Source organism: Amycolatopsis deserti (assembly GCF_014653945.1).
In the GTDB taxonomy this organism is placed as follows: domain Bacteria; phylum Actinomycetota; class Actinomycetes; order Mycobacteriales; family Pseudonocardiaceae; genus Amycolatopsis_E; species Amycolatopsis_E deserti.
In genome coordinates this window covers 110,464-127,362 of record NZ_BNAU01000012.1, presented here as the reverse complement: position 1 = coordinate 127,362, position 16,899 = coordinate 110,464, and the positions used below count along the sequence as shown (strand labels likewise).

Here is a 16,899-nt window from a genome sequence, read left to right as displayed (position 1 = left end):
AGCGTGCTGCGCCACAGGTCGTCATGGCGGATCGTTTCTTGGGGTGCTTGTGAATGCTTTCACGAAGCACCGCTTTCGACAAGTGTTTTCGCAACATCGGTGAGTCAGCTCACCTGGTCAGGCGACCCCGCTGACCTGCGGTTTCTCTCCGAAACGGCCTCCGCGGGGGAAGGACGATGCGGTGAGTGGGCCGTGTGCGTCGACGAACGGCAAGTTGCAGATCGCCGGACCGATCACTCACGCCAGCACGCTCAGGACGCCGGGCACGCTCGTGAAGTCGACCCGCGTCCGGCGGCCGATCAGGTCGCCATCCACCTGGAAGTTTACCGGCTCCTCGGCCGTCACGCTGAGTTTCGCCAGGTCGTCGTGGCTCACCAGCGCCTTGCCCCGGTGCCTGGCCTCCGTCCGCAGCGCCTGGCGCACGTGCCGGAACACCAGCGGCAACGACAGCTTGCGCAACGCGAACAACCCCAGCCCCCGGTCGAACGAGCTGCCGGTGTTGAGGTGAACGGGCCGCTCACCGAGGTAGCTCCACGGATCGGTGTTCGACACGAACGCCATCCGCACCTCGGCCGGCTCCTCGCCGGGCACGTGCACGGTGAGCGGCAGCCGGGGCGAGCGCGGCCGGAAGTAGCAGGCCACCGCGGCCCGCATGTACAGCAGCGCGTTCGTCTGCTTCCCGCGCCGGTCGGCGACCGTGGCGACCACGTCGGCGTCCCAGCCCAGGCCCGCGTTGAACGTGAACCACTGCCCGTCCGCCAACCCCAGCCCGACGCGCCGGCTGCGGCCCGACTCGATGGCCGACAGCAGCTGGTGCGTGGCCTCCACCGGGTCCCGTGAAATGCCGAGAGCGCGCGCGAACACGTTGGCCGAGCCGCCCGGGACGACGCCCAGCGCGGGCAGCTCCGCATCGGGCCCGTCGGCCAGCAGGCCGTTGACGACCTCGTTGACCGTCCCGTCCCCGCCGTGGGCGACCACCAGGTCGACCCCGTCCCGGGACGCGTCCCGCGCCACCGCGAGCGCGTGGCCGCGGTAGTCGGTCTCCACGACCTCCAGCTTCACCTGGCTGGCCAGTGCGTGCGCGAGCACGTCCCGCCCGCCGGCCGTGGTGGACGTGGCCTGCGGGTTGACCACCAGAATCGCGCGCATACCCGCAGGGTAGGCCAATCGGGCACATCCCAAGCGCGAGCGCGAACCTCATCACTGCGAAAAGACTGCCGGTTGACCTCCCGTCGTTCGGCACGGTCCGTTCGTCGTGACAAGTGCACCCCGGGCGTCCGCCGGCTCATCGACGACACCCAGATCTTGACGCGGATGGCCGCGGTTCGAAAACGGCCGACCGGGTGGCTTAGTATCGGGGGTGTTCACGCACGGTCACCCGTGCCGCGTATCCGCTGGTGGAAGGCCCTTCGCGATGGCGCTCGCCGACAAGATTTCACCCGCTCCGCGCGAGGTCAGGGCGGCCGGCGCGCTGACCGTCCTGCCGGGGATCGGCCTGCTGGTCTTCGGCGTCCTGCTGTTCGCCTCGCCCGGGGACAGCATGCCGCTGACCAGCGTGCTCGCCGAGGGCGCCTTCTACGTGCTGTTCGCGCTCGCCGTGATCGGTTGCGCGATCGGGCTGCTGTTCGGCCACACCTGGGCCCGCTCGCCGGGCCTCGTCATGGCGCTCATCACCGCCGGCGTCGGCTGGTACATGGCGGGGCCGTCCGGACGGCCGGCGTTCGGGGTACCCATCATCGCCCTCGGCGTCGCGATCATCGTGCTGCTGTTCCGCCAGCCCGCGCGGGCGTGGGCGCTCGGGCAGCACGAGGACGAGACCGAGGAGGAGGCCGCCGAGCGCGGTGGGATGGCCGGCCGCCGCCGCGAGCGCGGTGAGGACGACTAGGCGAGCTCGGCGAGCTTGTCCAGCGCGGTGTCGGTCAGCCGGTAGACGGTCCACTCGTCCATCGGGATCGCGCCGAGCGACTTGTAGAAGCCGGTCGCCGGGTTCCAGTCCAGCACCGACCACTCCAGCCGCGCGAAGCCGCGGTCCACGCACTCCTTCGCCAGCGTCGCGAGCAGCGCCTTGCCCAGCCCGGACCCGCGCAGCTCGGCCTTGACGAACAGGTCCTCCAGGTAGATGCCGTGCACGCCGCGCCAGGTGGAGAAGTTCAGGAACCACAGCGCGAACCCGACGACCTCGCCGTCCTGCTCCGCGACGTGCCCGAACACCGCCGGATCGTCGCCGAACAGCGCCGCGCGCAGCCGGTCGGCCGTCAGGTGGCAGTCCTGCGGCGCCTTCTCGTAGGCGGCCAGGTCGTGCACCAGCTGCGCGACTTCGTCCACATCGGACTCGCGGATACGGCGGATGCGGCTGTCGGGCATGGCGGTCCCCAGGCGTTCGGAGCGGGTGCTGTCGGCGTCGATACTGCCAGACTCAGACCCCGCCCCAGACCCGTTGTGCCACCGAAACCGTCAGGTCCAGTTTCCGGCGCTGGTCGTCCCAGGTCAGCGGATTCCCCCGCACCTCGGAGGCGAAGCCGCACTGGGGGCTGACGGCCAGGTCCGCCAGCGGCACGATCCGCGCCGCCTCGTCCACCCGGCGCGCGAGGTCGTCGGGGTTCTCCAGCTCACCGGTCTTCGTCGTGATCAGGCCCAGCACGACCCGCACGCCGTCGGGCACGTGGTGCAGCGGCTCGAAGGTGCCGGCCCGTTCGGTGTCGTACTCCAGCAGCCAGTGGTCCACCGGGATGCCGCCGAACACATCCGCCGCGATGTCGTCGTAGAAGCCTTCGTTGAACCACTGGCCGCGGTAGTTGCCGCGGCAGATGTGCATGCCGACCGTGACGCCGCGGTCGCGCAGCAGCCGCACGACGGCCGCGTCGGCTTCGATGCAGCGCCGCAGCAGGGCACGCGCGTCGATGCCCTCCGAGTCCAGGAGCGCGAGGATGCGCGGGTTGGCGAAGGCGATGAAGCACGGCGCGTCGATCTGGACGTGCCGGACGCCGTCCTCGGCGAGCGCCGCGGCCTCCTGCAGCAGGACGGCCGTCAGGTCGTCGACGATGTCGGCCCGGGTGGGGTAGTGCGGGCCGCTGACCCGCGGGTCCCAGTTGGCGACCACGAAGTTCGTGACCTCGGGGATGGAGATCTTGAACGGGCCGGGCGCGTGCGCGGCGAGGAAGGCGGCCTCGCGGTCGGTGAACCGTTCGCGGTAGGCCAGCTTGCCCCCGATCAGCCGGAGGATGCTGCTGTCCTCCTCGGCGTGGTCGCCGGACTGCCATTCCAGCGACGGCGCCTGCGCGGCGAAACCGGCCACGTGCTCGGTGAGCCTGCTCATGAAATCCGTGCGCAGGTACTCGCCGTCGGTGTATCCGCCGATGCCGCTGTCCTGCTGCACCGACAGCGCCACCAGGATCGATTCCTGCTCGACGCGCCGCAGTCCGGCGTCGTCGAGCCGGCCCGCCGCGTGGTCGGTCCGCGCCTTCAGCAGCGGCGGCGGACGGAGGAGGCTGCCGACGTGGGTGGCCCGCGCGAAGGAGTTCATGCCGATGCACGCTAAGCGGGACGGATGACGCCGGGCTGTCCTCGTTGACCTCGTGTCGAGCGAGCTGGCCCCGTGGGCGGTACGGGATCGCTACGGTCAGGACGGCGGGATGTTCAGGTGCTCGATCTTCGGCTCGCCGCGCTCGTCACCCAGAACGGTGACCCCGGCCGGGTCCAGTCCGAAGTGGACGCCGGCGGTGGCGGGCAGCCCGATCCAGCGGGCGATCAGCACCCGGCTGAAGTGGCCGTGGCCCACCAGGATCACTTCGGTGTCGGCCAGTGCCCTGCGCACCCGCTCCAGCAGCGCGTCCGCGCGGGCGGTCACCTGCTCGACGGTCTCGCCGCCGGGCATCTCGTGCGTCCACACCGTCCAGCCCGGCACGGTCTTGCGGATCTCCGGCGTGGTCACGCCCTCGTAGTCGCCGTAGTCCCACTCGGCCAGGTCCTCGGTCCGCTCGTCGATCCGCAGCCCGGCCAGCTCGGCCGTGCGCACCGCGCGCTGTCGCGGGCTGGTCAGCACCAGCGCGGGGCCCTTGCGCAGCGTCTGCAAGGTCAGTCCGGCGGCGCGCGCCTGGTTCTCCCCGGCCGGCGTGAGCGGGATGTCGGTGCGGCCGGTGTGCCTGCCGTTCACCGACCACTCGGTCTGCCCGTGGCGGAAGAGGAAGAGCTCGTGGTCCACGTTTGCGAATATAGCCACCGGTCTGCTTTGCTACTCGTCGGTAACATTGGAGGTGCCGGTGGCTTCGACCTATTCGCTGTGGCAGCGCCTGAGCGCGCTGCCCGGCGGCAAACGACTGTTCTCGACCGCGATCTGCCTGCGTGTGCCCTATTTCGGCTCGGTGCTGCCGACCGTGGAGGAGCTGCGCCCGGGCTACTGCGCGGTGCGCGCGCCGAAGTGGTGGGGTGTTCACAACCACATCCGCACGTTTCACGCGATCGCGGCGTGCAACCTCGCGGAGATAGCGATGGGCATGCTCGCCGAGTCGACCCTGCCCGCGACGCACCGGTGGCTGCCCAAGGGCATGACCGTGCGGTACGTCGCCAAGGCGGAGACGAGCCTGCGGGCGGTCGCCGAGCTGCCGGAGATCCCGGAGTTCGGCGACGAGGGCCTCGAGCTGCCGGTGCCGGTCGTGATCTCGGACCGGAGCGGGAAGACCGTCGTCACCGCCACCATCACGATCTGGGTCACGCCCAAGCGTCAGTAGTCGCGCAGGCGGACCGTGGTCGTCTGCGTGTAGGAGTTCGTGCCGGACGCGGCGGGCAGGCCCAGCCGGCGGTTCACGACCCGGCTCAGCGGGCCGCAGTTCTCCGTCGCGGGCACCGCCATGGTGCGGTCGTGGCTGGCGAACTCCAGCGTCAGCGGATCGGTGGAGACGACCTTCGTCGGCCCGTCGGCCTGCAGCACCGAGTGGATGACGCCGGTCGCGCAGTCGCGCGGCAGGTAGGGCGCGTCGAACTCGGCGACGAGGTCGATCTCGCCCTTGCGCTGGTCGTTGGACTGGAAGTCGGAGTGGCCGCCGTAGCCGAACCGCACGGTGGCGCGCGGGAGCCCGGGCAATGCGACCGGCTCGGATCTCAGCGCGCCGAACACCTGCGCGTACTCACCGTCCAGCTGGCCCTCGGCGAAGGTGAGGCGCATCGGGCCGAGCGGGAGGTCGCGCACGGTGCCGAACGACATCGTCGCGGTCGAGTCGAGCACCTCGCAGCGCCACTGACCGGGGTCGGCGCCGGCCGGCAGGGCCGGGCAGTCGGCGAAGGTGTTCTCCGCGGCGCGGGCCGGGATGGCGGCGGTGACGGTGAGGGCGAGGGCGGCGACGGCGGCCGCGGCGAGTGCGATCTTCATGATCGAAATCCTGTCCGACCAGGTGGTCGGGCACTATCCGGAACATCCCGGACCGGACCCTGACATTGGTCCACTAGGGTGAACTTAACACCGTTTACCGCTAATCCGAATATGGTTCGCGTATGTCTCTGTCTCGACGCCGGTTCCTCGGCCTGACCGCGCTCAGCTCCGCCGCCACGCTCGGGCTGACCACGATCTCGACCCGGACCTCCGCCTCGGCGGCCCCCGACTACTCGCCGGCCGTCGTCGTCGGCACCGGCTACGGCGCCGCCGTCACGGCGCTGCGCCTCGGGGCGGCCGGCATCCCGACCCTCATGCTGGAAATGGGCCAGCTGTGGAACACGCCGGGCGAGGACGGCAAGATCTTCTCGGACATGCTCAGCCCGGACCGCCGGTCGTCGTGGTTCAAGAGCCGCACGGAGGCGCCGCTGGCCTCGTTCCTGTGGCTCGACCTGGCCAACCGGAACATCGACCCGTACGCGGGTGTGCTGGACCGTGTGCACTTCGGCGACATGTCGGTCTACGTCGGCCGCGGCGTCGGCGGCGGCTCGCTGGTCAACGGCGCGATGGCGGTGACGCCGAAGCGCTGGTACTTCGAGGAGATCCTGCCCGAGGTCGACGCCGACGAGATGTACGGCAGGTACTACCCGCTCGCGAACTCCATGCTCGGCGTCAACGACATCGACCCGGACTGGTTAGAGACCTGCGCCTCCTACCAGTTCGCGCGCGTGTCCCGTAAGCACGCGCAGAAGACCGGGCTGAAGACGACGTTCGTGCCCAGCGTCTACGACTTCGACTACATGCGCCGCGAGGAGGCCGGCGAGGTGCCGCGCTCGGCGCTGGCCTCGGAGGTCATCTACGGCAACAACCACGGCAAGCGCTCGCTGGACAAGACCTACCTGGCCGCCGCGCTGGGCACCGGCAACGTGACCATCCAGACGCTGACCGAGGTCCGCGACATCGCCCAGCAGCAGGACGGCACCTACACGCTGACCGTGCGGCAGATCGACGCCGAGGGCAACGTGCTCGGCGTGCGCCAGCTCGGCGCCAAGTACCTGTTCCTCGGCGCGGGCAGCCTCGGGTCGACCGAGCTGCTGGTGCGGGCGCGCGACACCGGCAAGCTGCCGGACCTCGGCGAGGACGTCGGCCAGGGCTGGGGCACCAACGGCAACGTGATGCTGGGCCGGGCCAACCACGTGTGGGACCCGGTGGGCGCCCTCGAGTCGGGCATGCCGGCGCTGGGCATCGACGCCTGGGACGACCCGGTGCACCCGGTGTTCGCCGAGATCGCGCCGGTGCCGGCCGGGCTGGAGACCTGGGCGAGCCTGTACCTGGCGATCACGAAGAACCCCGAGCGCGGGTGGTTCAAATACGACCCGGGGGCGGACAAGGCCGTGCTGCAGTGGGACGTCGCGCAGGGCCAGCCGTCGATCGACGCCGCGAAGAGCCTGTTCGACCGGATCAACTCGGCGAACGGGACGATCTACCGGTACGACCTGTTCGGCGACACGCGGGCGTTCGAGAACCGGTTCACCTACCACCCGCTGGGCGGGCTGGTGCTGGGCAAGGCGACCGACCTGTACGGGCGCGTGAAGGGCTACCGCAACCTCTACGTCACGGACGGCTCGCTGATCCCCGGCAGCACGGGAGTGAACCCGTTCGTCACGATCACCGCGCTGGCCGAGCGCAACATCGCCCGCGTGCTGGCCGAGGACTTCTAGCCGGCGCGGAGCTTCTCGTAGTGGGCGACGCAGTCGGCGTAGGCCGGCAGCAGCCCGGAGGCGGCGGCCTCGGCGAGTGCCGGGGCCGTTTCGTCCTTTTCGGACAGGATCGGGGTGAGGTCCGACGGCCAGGGGAGCTTCAGCTCGGGGTCCAGCGGCGTGATCCCGTGCTCGCCGGACGGGTTGTACCCGGTCGAGCAGAGGTAAGCCATCACCGTGTCGTCCTCGAGCGCGACGAACGCGTGCCCGAGGCCCTCGGCGATGTAGACCGCGCGGTAGTCCACCGAATCGAGCCGCACCGCGTCCCAGGTGCCGAAGGTTGGCGAGCCGACTCGCACGTCCACCACGACGTCGAGCAGCGCGCCGCGCGGGCAGTAGACGTACTTCGCCTGCCCGGGCGGGGTGTCGGCGAAATGCACTCCCCGGATCGTTCCCCGCCGGGACACGCTGTGGTTCGTCTGCGCCACGTGCAGCGGGTGCCCGATCGCCTCGACGAGCGCCGCCTCCTGGAACGGCGCGACGAACAACCCGCGGTGGTCCGGGAAAGAGCGTGGGGTGAACTCGTAGGCGTCGGGAACGGCGAGCGGGCGGACCTCCATACCCAGAACATAGAGCAGCGCGAAGCGCTTCCGTTGAGGGTGGTGGTGGGCGAGGGGCCGGCCTCTAGCCGGGCACTCCCAAGCCGGACGGACGTCTTGCTATCACCCGTGTGACCTCCGCTTTTTGTGACATCAGCCGCACCTCGGGAACACAACCGGTGGGCGGCCTGCAACACTGGGGGGACCGCCGCGTCCGCGGCCGTCGCCTCACCAAGGGCTCCGCACGGCCGAGACGGACGCCGAGCCGGCTGCCGGCGCCACCGCGCCCGGGCTACCGAGCTGCGAGATCAACGACGCCACTGGGGGATGGGGCAGTGTCCCCGCACACGGTCCCGGGAGGGATTCTTTTCCATGACCTACGCTCAGACCTCTGATACGAGGACAGGGACATCGATGGACGACGAGGTCAGCAAGAGCACGGCGGCCGAGGCAGTGCCGCCGACGGGTACCGACGATTCGCCGGTGACCGACGACGAGATCTTCCGCGGGCACGAGGGCGGCAAGTTGTCGGTGGCGGCGACGCGACCCATCTCGCAGCCGCGTGACCTCTCCATCGCCTACACGCCGGGGGTGGCCAAGGCCAGCCGCGCCATCGCCGAGAACGCCGAGCTGGCCCAGCGCTACACGTGGGCGCACCGGCTCGTGGTCGTCGTCAGCGATGGCACCGCGGTGCTGGGGCTGGGCGACATCGGCGCGAGCGCGTCGCTGCCGGTCATGGAGGGCAAGTCGGTGCTCTTCAAGACCTTCGGCGGGCTGGACTCGATCCCGCTGGTGCTGGACACCAAGGACGTCGACGAGATCGTCGAGACGCTGGTGCGGCTGCGCCCGTCCTACGGCGCCGTCAACCTCGAGGACATCTCCGCGCCGCGCTGCTTCGAGCTGGAGGACAAGCTCAAGGAGGCGCTGGACTGCCCGGTCATGCACGACGACCAGCACGGCACGGCGATCGTGACGCTGGCCGCGCTGCGTGGCGCGAACCTGGTGCTCGACCGGGACATCGCCCAGCAGCGGGTGGTCATCTCCGGCGCCGGCGCCGCGGGTGTGGCGTGCGCGAAGATCCTGCAGGAGGCCGGCGTCGCCGACGTCACGGTGCTGGACTCGCGCGGCATCATCCACTCCGGCCGGGACGGGCTGAACCCGGTCAAGGAGAAGCTGGCCGAGACCACCAACAAGGCCGGTCTGCGCGGTGGCCTGGCCGAGGCGCTGCGCGGCGCGGACGTCTACCTCGGGCTGTCCGGGTCGACGATCGAGCCGGAGCTGCTGGCCGGCATGGCCGATGACCCGATCGTGTTCGCGCTGTCCAACCCGGACCCGGAGGTCCACCCGCGGGAGGCCGCCAAGTACGCGGCGATCGTGGCGACCGGGCGCAGCGACTTCCCCAACCAGATCAACAACGTGCTCGCCTTCCCCGGCGTGTTCCGGGGCGCGCTGGACGCCGGCGCGCGGGCGATCACCGAGAACATGAAGCTGGCCGCCGCCGAGGCGATCGTCGCCGTCGCGCAGGACGACCTGGGGCCGGACCGCATCGTGCCCAGCCCGCTCGACCCGCGGGTCGCCCCCGAGGTGGCCGCCGCCGTGGCGAAGGCGGCGATCGAGGACGGCGTCACCGGCTAAGCTGGCCTTCCCGGGGGCGTTCCAGCGCGTCTCCGGGAAGGCTTCGCGGGGAGGGCGTGTTGATCGAGTTCGACGGCGTGACCAAGCGCTACCCGGACGGCACGCTCGCCGTCGACGACCTGAGCCTCACGGTCGAGGACGGCACCATCACGGTGTTCGTCGGGCCGTCCGGCTGCGGGAAGACGACCTCGCTGCGGATGATCAACCGGATGGTCGAGCCGACCGCGGGCCGGGTCCTGCTGGACGGCAAGGACATCCGCGAGTCGGATCCGCCGGTGCTGCGGCGCGGCATCGGGTACGTGATCCAGAACGCCGGGCTGTTTCCGCACCGGACGGTGCTGGACAACGTCGCGACCGTGCCCGTGTTGTCCGGGTGGGGCAAGCGGAAGGCCCGCGACCGGGCGGCCGAGCTGCTGGAGATCGTCGGTCTGCCCGCCGAGCTGGGCAAGCGCTATCCGGCGCAGCTTTCGGGTGGTCAGCGTCAGCGGGTCGGGGTCGCGCGGGCGCTGGCCGCGGACGCGCCGGTGCTGCTGATGGACGAGCCGTTCTCGGCCGTGGACCCGATCGTGCGGGAGGGCCTGCAGGACGAGCTGTTGCGGCTGCAGTCCCAGCTGGGCAAGACGATCGTGTTCGTCACCCACGACATCGACGAGGCCGTTCGGCTGGGTGACAAGGTGGCCGTGATGCGCGTCGGCGGGCGGCTCGCGCAGTACGGCACCCCGGCCGACGTGCTGCGGCACCCGGTGGACGACTTCGTGGCGTCCTTCGTGGGGCGGGATCGCGGCTATCGTGGACTGTCTTTTGTGGACGCTTCCGGAGTCGAAGTGCGCGACGTGGCAACGGTCGCGCTGGGCGACGAGGTCGCCGGCCCGGCCGGCGAGTGGCTGCTCGCGGTGAACGACTCGGGCCAGCCGCGCGGGTGGCTCTCGCCGGGTTCTACTGTGGACGGTGCGCTGGCCGAGTCGGACCTGGTCGCCGGCGGTTCGCTCTACCGGCGCGGCACCTCGGTGCGGGGCGCGCTGGACGCGGCGCTGTCGTCCCCGGCCGGGCTGGGCGTCGTGGTGGACGAGACGGGCAAGGCGGTCGGCGCGGTCACGGCGCGGCAGGTGCTGGACGTGATCGAGGCGGCTCCCGCCACACCGGCTGCCGGAGGGTGATCTCCTCGCGCGCGAGCCGCCGCAGCTCGTAACCGGCGACGAGGGTCGCCGCGACCGGCGTCGAGTAGGCGATCACCGCCAGGCGCCAGCCGGACAGCCCGTCGAACCCGGGGAAGTCCCAGGCGAACTTGCAGATGAGCGTCGTCCACACCACGACGACCGACACCAGCGGGGCGAGCACGGCCAGGCGGCGCCGCTGCCGGAACCCCCGGCGCGCCAGCCCGTTGCGGTGCGCGAGGTAGGCGGCGGCGACGACGAACAGCAGGAGCCAGACGAGCGCCCCCGCGGCGAGCGGGGTCAGCTTCTCGACCTCCAGGTCGATCAGCGGCATGGGGAAGCTGTCGAACGTCACGAAGCGGATCACCGCGCGCACCGCGTCCCGCACCGGCGGCACCGGCACCTCGAAGAACGCGCACAGCAGCGCGAATCCGAAGACACCCACGCCGATCGGCCAGAGGCCGGCCCGAGCGGTTTCGGCGCGGTCGCGGGAAATCGCGATGAGCACGGGCACCAGCAGCACGACCGCGATCGGGGCGATGATCAGGACGAAGAACCCGTCGGTGAGCGCGTCGTTGAACGCCTCGTCCACGTGCTCGACGGCGCCGCGCGGGTCGACCGCGAAGCGCAGCACCAGGGTGAGCAAGCCGGCGGCGACGAGCGCCCGGCTCGTGAGGACCCGCTCCAGCGTCACGTCCACGGCCTCGCCGATGGTGTCGTCGGGCCGGAGCGGGGAGGGCAGGGCTTTCGTGGAGAACTTGAACAGGTTCAGCAACTGGTACGGGCCGAAGAGCTGGCGGGCCAGCCAGAACGGGCCGTACAGGTAGGCCACGAACGGCGTCAGGAACAACCATCCGACCTTGCGCATGTCGTCACCCCCAGGTGAGCAGTTTCCCACACCGGGTTACTGGTCCCCCTACTTTCGCCGGGAGCCACCCGGGTGCCAGTCCTTCCGCGGGGCGCAGACGCGGTCCTAGCGTGAAAAAGTCTCACCCCTTGCGGTGCGGTGGGCGAATCCCCAGCTCAGCGCACCGGCCCTGCCAAGGAGGATCCATGTCCAAGTCCCTGCTCGCCAAGGCCAGATCGCTCGGTGTGGCGGTCGCGGCCGCGGCGGTCGCGACCGTCGGGTTCGCCGCTCCCGCTTCCGCCCAGGAGGGGTCGATCGTCGGCGCGGACGCGGCCGGCGCGATCTCCGACAGCTACATCGTCGTGTTCAAGGAATCCGCGTCGCCCGTGTCGTCGCTGGTCAGCGAGGTGACCGGCAAGCTCGGCGGCCGGGTGAACCACACGTTCTCCCGGACCCTGCACGGCTACTCGGCGACGATGAGCGAGTCGCAGGCCAAGCGGGTCGCGGCGGATCCGTCGGTGGCGTTCGTGGAGCAGAACCGGCGCGTCACGATCGCCGCCACGCAGACGAACCCGCCGTCCTGGGGCCTGGACCGCGTGGACCAGCGGAGCCTGCCGCTGAACAAGGCGTACAACTACTCCACCACCGCGTCGAACGTGCACGCCTACATCATCGACACCGGCATCAACCTGACCCACAGCGATTTCGGCGGCCGCGCGAAGTCCGGGTACGACTTCGTCGACAACGACTCCACCGCCAGTGACTGCAACGGCCACGGCACGCACGTCGCCGGAACTGTCGGTGGTGCGGCGTACGGTGTGGCGAAGGGGGTGCAGCTGACCGCCGTGCGGGTGCTCGACTGCGAGGGTTCGGGCACCTACGACCAGGTGATCGCCGGCATCGAGTGGGTCACGCAGAACGCGGTGAAGCCGGCGGTGGCGAACATGAGCCTGGGCGGCGGCGTCTCGACCGCGGTGGACAACGCGGTGAAGGCGTCCATCGCGGCGGGCGTGACGTACGCGGTCGCGGCGGGCAACAGCAACACGAACGCCTGCACGTCGTCCCCGTCGCGGGTGGCCGCAGCGATCACGGTAGGCGCCACGACGAGCACCGACGCCCGGGCGAGCTACTCGAACTACGGCAGCTGCCTGGACATCTTCGCGCCCGGCAGCAGCATCACCTCGGACTGGATCGGCAGCACGAGCGCCACGAACACGATCAGCGGCACGTCGATGGCAACCCCGCACGTGGCGGGCGCCGCAGCGCTCTACCTGGCAACCCACACAGCCGCCACGCCGCAGCAAGTGCGCGACGCACTGGTATCCGCCGGCACGACGGGCAAGGTGACGAGCCCAGGCACCAACAGCCCGAACGTCCTGCTCTACACCGGCGCATAAGCAAAAGGCGGCGCGCCAGCGCCGTGCAGTGAACCAAACCCGGAGCTGGGTGGTCATCCCGTCGCCTGACACCGCAACAATCACCTTGAGCCAGGGCCGCAACCCAGGCCGCCAACCGGCGGCCGACCATGCCAACCTTGCGGCCCTGGCTCAAGGTGATATGCACAAACCGGAAGGCGACGGGATGACCACCCAGCTCCCACCTCGACAAGGTGAGGCGACAACGGTCCCCGTCATCCCGGAGCCTGCCCGTCCGGCGAGGACATCTCTTGATCTTTAGACGTGACTTGGGGCAGGCGAAGAGCCCGCCCTGCGGGCGGGCAAAAAAGACGCCTCACGGCGCTGATCGGCGACCAAAGATCGGCTGTGGATCGGGGGCGGGGGAGGTCTGGTTGGGGTAGTCGCTTGCTCTTCGTTGCCGGCTTGCGGTTTGTTGCAAAGAAAAAGGCGCCCTCCTCGGGGCTGAGGAGGGGCGCCTTCTTCTGTTGCTAGATCAGCTGAACGCCTTCGCGATCAGGGCCTTCTGCTCCACCTCGTGCACCTTGGACGAACCGGCCGACGGGGCAGCCATCGGGCGCCGCGAGACCACGTCCAGCTTGCCGAGCACGTCCGGGAACATGCGCGGCAGGTGGAGGCCGAAGAACGGCCACGCGCCCTGGTTCTCGGGCTCTTCCTGGACCCACACGACCTCGGCGCCGGTGTAGCGCTCCAGCGCCGCCAGCAGCTTCTTCTTCGGCAGCGGGTAGTACTGCTCGATCCGCACGATCGCCACGTCGTCGGCCTCGCGCTTGGTTCGCTCGGCCACCAGCTCCCAGTAGAGCTTGCCCGAGGTCAGCAGCACCTTCCGCACGTTGCCGGGCTCGACGTGCGCGTCGTCGATGACCGACATGAACTTAGAGTCGCCGGTGAAGTCCTCCAGGCCCGACGTCGCCGCCTTGTTCCGCAGCATCGACTTCGGCGTGAAGACGATCAGCGGACGCTGGATGCCGTCCAGCGCGTGGCGGCGCAGCAGGTGGAAGTAGTTCGCCGGGGTGGAGGGCACCGCGACGGTCATCGAGCCCTCGGCGCACAGCGACAGGAACCGCTCGATGCGGCCCGACGTGTGGTCCGGGCCCTGGCCCTCGTGGCCGTGCGGCAGCAGCAGCACGACGTCCGACCGCTGGCCCCACTTGGCCTCACCGGACGAGATGTACTCGTCGATCACCGTCTGGGCGCCGTTGACGAAGTCACCGAACTGCGCTTCCCACAGCACGAGCGCTTCGCTGTTGGCGACCGAGTAGCCGTACTCGAAGCCGACGGCCGCGTACTCCGACAGCGCCGAGTCGTAGATCATCACGCGGCCCTGCTCGTCGGCCAGGTTCTGCAGCGGCGCGTACTCCCGGCCGGTCTTGCGGTCGATCAGCACCGAGTGGCGCTGGGTGAACGTGCCGCGGCGGGAGTCCTGACCGGACAGCCGCACCAGGCGGCCCTCCATCGCCAGCGAACCGAACGCCAGCAGCTCGCCGAAGGCCCAGTCGACGCCGCCCTCGCGGGACATCTTGTGCCGCCGCTCCATGACCGGCTTGACGCGCGGGTGCGGGGTGAAGCCCTCGGGCACGTTGACGAACGCGTCGCCGATCCGCTCGATGACCTCGGCGGGCACCGCGGTCGGCACCTTCGCCGGCACCTGCTGCTCCTCCTCGACCGAGGGGCTCGGCGCGATCGGGTGCTTCTCCAGCTCGCGGACCTCGTTGAAGACGTGCTCCAGCTGGCTCGAGAAGTCCCGCAGCGCAGCCTCGGCCTCCTCGACGGAGATGTCACCGCGCCCGATCAGCGACTCGGTGTAGGTCTTCCGCACCGAGCGCTTGGTGTCGATGATGTCGTACATCGCCGGCTGCGTCATCGACGGGTCGTCGCCCTCGTTGTGGCCGCGGCGGCGGTAGCAGATCATGTCGATGACGACGTCCTTGTTGAACGCCTGGCGGTAGTCCACGGCCAGCTTCGCCACCCAGTGCGCCGCCTCCGGGTCGTCCCCGTTCACGTGGAAGATCGGGGCGCCGATCATCTTCGCCACGTCGGTCGCGTACTGCGAGGAGCGGGCGTGCTCCGGCGCGGTGGTGAAGCCGACCTGGTTGTTGATGATGATGTGCACGGTGCCACCGGTGCGGTAGCCGCGCAGCAGCGCCAGGTTCAGCGTCTCCGCCACGACACCCTGGCCGGCGAAGGCCGCGTCACCGTGCAGCAGCACGGGCAGCACCGAGAAGCCGCCGGTGTCGCTGTCGCCCTTGTCGAGGATGTCCTGCTTGGCGCGGACGATACCCTCGAGCACCGGGTCGACGGTCTCCAGGTGGGACGGGTTGGACGCCAGCGACACCTTGGTCTCGCCGTCGCCGAACATGCGGAAGTACTTGCCCTCCGCGCCCAGGTGGTACTTCACGTCACCGGAGCCGTGCGCCTGGCCCGGGTCGAGGTTGCCCTCGAACTCCTGGAAGATCTGCGAGATCGGCTTGCCGACGATGTTGGCCAGCACGTTCAGGCGGCCGCGGTGCGGCATGCCGATGACGACCTCGTCCAGCTCGTGCTCGGCGGCCTTGTCCAGGACGGTGTCCAGCAGCGGGATCACCGTCTCGCCGCCCTCCAGCGAGAACCGCTTCTGGCCGACGTACTTCGTCTGCAGGAACGTCTCGAACGCCTCGGCCGCGTTCAGCTTCGACAGGATGTACTTCTGGACGTTGGGGTCCGGCTTGGCGTGCGGGACCTCCACGCGGTCCTGGATCCAGCGGCGCTCCTCCGGGTCCAGGATGTGGGTGTACTCGACGCCGACGGTCCGGCAGTAGGAGTCGCGCAGCACGCCCAGGACGTCGCGCAGCTTCATCTTCTGCTGGCCGGCGAACCCGCCCACCGCGAACTCGCGGTCGAGGTCCCACAGCGTCAGGCCGTGCGAGAGGATGTCCAGGTCCTCGTGGCGGCGCTGGCGGTAGTTCAGCGGGTCGGTGTCGGCCATCAGGTGGCCGCGCATCCGGTAGGCGTCGATCAGCTCCAGCACCCGGGCGGTCTTGTCGATCTCGCCCTCGGGGATGTCGGAGACCCAGCGGACCGGCTCGTAGGGCAGCCGCAGCGACGTGAAGATGTCGTCGTAGAAGCCGTCCCCGCCGAGCAGCAGCTCGTGGATGCGCTTGAGGTACTCGCCCGACTCGGCGCCCTGGATGATGCGGTGGTCGTAGGTCGAGGTCAGCGTCATGATCTTGCTGACGCCAAGGTCGACCAGGGTCTTCTCGCTGGTGCCCTCGAAGTGCGCCGGGTACTGCATCGCGCCGACGCCGATGATCGCGCCCTGGCCGGCCTGCAGCCGCGGCACCGAGTGGTTGGTGCCGATGCCGCCCGGGTTGGTCAGCGAGATGGTGGTGCCGGCGAAGTCGTCCGCGGTCAGCTTGTTGTTGCGGGCCTTCTTGACGATGTCCTCGTAGGCCTGCCAGAACTGGCGGAACGTCATGTTCTCGCAGTTCTTGATCGAGGCGACGACCAGCGTGCGGCCGCCGTCCTTGCCCTTCATGTCGATGGCGAGGCCGAGGTTGACGTGCTCCGGCGTGACGGCGTGCGGCTTGCCGTCGATCAGCGCGTAGTGCCGGTTCATGTTCGGGAAGTCCTGCAGCGCCCGCACCATCGCGTAGCCGATGAGGTGCGTGAACGAGATCTTCCCGCCGCGGGTGCGCTTGAGGTGGTTGTTGATGACGATGCGGTTGTCGGCCATCAGCTTGGCCGGCACCGCGCGCACGCTGGTGGCGGTCGGCACGGCCAGCGAAGCGTCCATGTTCTTGGCGATCGCGGCGGCGGCGCCCCGCAGCTGCTTGCTCTCCGGCTCGGTCGCCTCCGGCTTCGACGCCGCGGCGGCCGGCTTGGCGGCGGCGGGCTTCGCGGGCTGGGCGGCCGGCTTCGCGGCGGGCTTCGGCTGGGCGGGCGCGGCCGGGGCAGTCGCAGCCTGGTTGACCTGGCCGTTGCCCGGCTTGGCGGGCTGCTCACGGACGGGCGCGGGGGCGGCGTCCGGCTTCGACTCGGTGGTCTGCGTCGGCTTGAAGTCCGAAAAGAACTCGTGCCATGCGGCGTCTACTGAAGAGGGGTCGGCGAGGAACTGGTCGTACATCTCCTCGACGAGCCATTCGTTGGGGCCGAACTGTGACGCAGGGCTGCTGCTGGACACGGCAGGGACTCGCCTCTATCCATAT

General features: G+C 70.0%; 13 protein-coding genes and 1 pseudogene. 6 read left to right on the top strand and 8 right to left on the bottom strand.

Features of this window, described 5'->3' with window-relative positions:
* Window positions 1-237: 237 nt before the first annotated feature.
* Window positions 238-1,149 (bottom strand): diacylglycerol/lipid kinase family protein, encoded by a 912-nt coding sequence (locus IE290_RS35325; protein ID WP_191249082.1) that lies wholly within the window; start codon window positions 1,147-1,149, stop codon window positions 238-240.
* Window positions 1,150-1,414: 265 nt separating this feature from the next.
* On the opposite strand from IE290_RS35325, the gene IE290_RS35320 reads away from it, so the two are divergent.
* On the top strand, window positions 1,415-1,885 hold the full coding sequence (locus IE290_RS35320; RefSeq protein WP_191249081.1) for a hypothetical protein: 471 nt from the start codon (window positions 1,415-1,417) through the stop codon (window positions 1,883-1,885).
* On the opposite strand, the gene IE290_RS35315 is transcribed toward IE290_RS35320, so the two are convergent.
* The 3 genes from IE290_RS35315 to IE290_RS35305 form a co-directional block, all read right to left on the bottom strand.
* Window positions 1,882-2,364: a GNAT family N-acetyltransferase gene (locus tag IE290_RS35315; RefSeq protein ID WP_191249080.1), complete on the bottom strand. Its 483-nt coding sequence runs from the start codon at window positions 2,362-2,364 to the stop codon at window positions 1,882-1,884. The genes IE290_RS35320 and IE290_RS35315 overlap by 4 nt on opposite strands.
* A 52-nt stretch (window positions 2,365-2,416) precedes the next feature.
* Entirely contained in the window at window positions 2,417-3,523 is a 1,107-nt protein-coding gene (locus IE290_RS35310; protein ID WP_191249079.1) for a cobalamin-independent methionine synthase II family protein, read from the bottom strand.
* 96 nt (window positions 3,524-3,619) lie between these two features.
* On the bottom strand, window positions 3,620-4,201 hold the full coding sequence (locus IE290_RS35305; RefSeq protein ID WP_191249078.1) for an acid phosphatase: 582 nt from the start codon (window positions 4,199-4,201) through the stop codon (window positions 3,620-3,622).
* A 58-nt stretch (window positions 4,202-4,259) separates the two neighbouring features.
* Here IE290_RS35305 and IE290_RS35300 point away from each other — a divergent pair, with 58 nt between their 5' ends.
* On the top strand, window positions 4,260-4,727 hold the full coding sequence (locus IE290_RS35300) for a hotdog fold domain-containing protein (RefSeq protein WP_191249077.1): 468 nt from the start codon (window positions 4,260-4,262) through the stop codon (window positions 4,725-4,727).
* On the opposite strand, the gene IE290_RS35295 is transcribed toward IE290_RS35300, so the two are convergent.
* A complete protein-coding gene (locus IE290_RS35295) occupies window positions 4,721-5,365 on the bottom strand; it encodes a hypothetical protein (protein ID WP_191249076.1) in 645 nt (214 codons plus the stop codon). The genes IE290_RS35300 and IE290_RS35295 overlap by 7 nt on opposite strands.
* Window positions 5,366-5,487: 122 nt before the next feature.
* On the opposite strand from IE290_RS35295, the gene IE290_RS35290 reads away from it, so the two are divergent.
* Window positions 5,488-7,086: a GMC oxidoreductase gene (locus IE290_RS35290; protein WP_191249075.1), complete on the top strand. Its 1,599-nt coding sequence runs from the start codon at window positions 5,488-5,490 to the stop codon at window positions 7,084-7,086.
* Here IE290_RS35290 and IE290_RS35285 read toward each other — a convergent pair.
* On the bottom strand, window positions 7,083-7,685 hold the full coding sequence (locus IE290_RS35285; RefSeq protein ID WP_191249074.1) for a dTDP-4-dehydrorhamnose 3,5-epimerase family protein: 603 nt from the start codon (window positions 7,683-7,685) through the stop codon (window positions 7,083-7,085). The two genes, IE290_RS35290 and IE290_RS35285, sit on opposite strands and share 4 nt — an antisense overlap.
* 393 nt (window positions 7,686-8,078) lie before the next feature.
* Between IE290_RS35285 and IE290_RS35280 the strand changes: the two genes are divergently transcribed.
* Window positions 8,079-9,299: an NAD(P)-dependent malic enzyme gene (locus IE290_RS35280; RefSeq protein ID WP_373300628.1), complete on the top strand. Its 1,221-nt coding sequence runs from the start codon at window positions 8,079-8,081 to the stop codon at window positions 9,297-9,299.
* Window positions 9,300-9,355: 56 nt separating this feature from the next.
* Window positions 9,356-10,456, top strand: coding sequence for an ABC transporter ATP-binding protein (locus IE290_RS35275; RefSeq protein WP_308431413.1), 1,101 nt, complete (start codon window positions 9,356-9,358; stop codon window positions 10,454-10,456).
* On the opposite strand, the gene IE290_RS35270 is transcribed toward IE290_RS35275, so the two are convergent.
* Window positions 10,392-11,321 (bottom strand): hypothetical protein, encoded by a 930-nt coding sequence (locus IE290_RS35270; protein ID WP_191249072.1) that lies wholly within the window; start codon window positions 11,319-11,321, stop codon window positions 10,392-10,394. The two genes, IE290_RS35275 and IE290_RS35270, sit on opposite strands and share 65 nt — an antisense overlap.
* A 185-nt stretch (window positions 11,322-11,506) precedes the next feature.
* Here IE290_RS35270 and IE290_RS35265 point away from each other — a divergent pair.
* Window positions 11,507-12,694, top strand: a pseudogene (locus IE290_RS35265) (S8 family peptidase); the annotation flags it as partial.
* A gap of 496 nt (window positions 12,695-13,190) precedes the next feature.
* On the opposite strand, the gene IE290_RS35260 reads toward IE290_RS35265, so the two are convergent.
* The gene (locus IE290_RS35260) at window positions 13,191-16,874 is read right to left on the bottom strand and encodes a multifunctional oxoglutarate decarboxylase/oxoglutarate dehydrogenase thiamine pyrophosphate-binding subunit/dihydrolipoyllysine-residue succinyltransferase subunit (protein ID WP_191249070.1); all 3,684 of its coding nucleotides are present in this window, start codon (window positions 16,872-16,874) and stop codon (window positions 13,191-13,193) included.
* Between the last annotated feature and the right edge of the window lie 25 nt (window positions 16,875-16,899).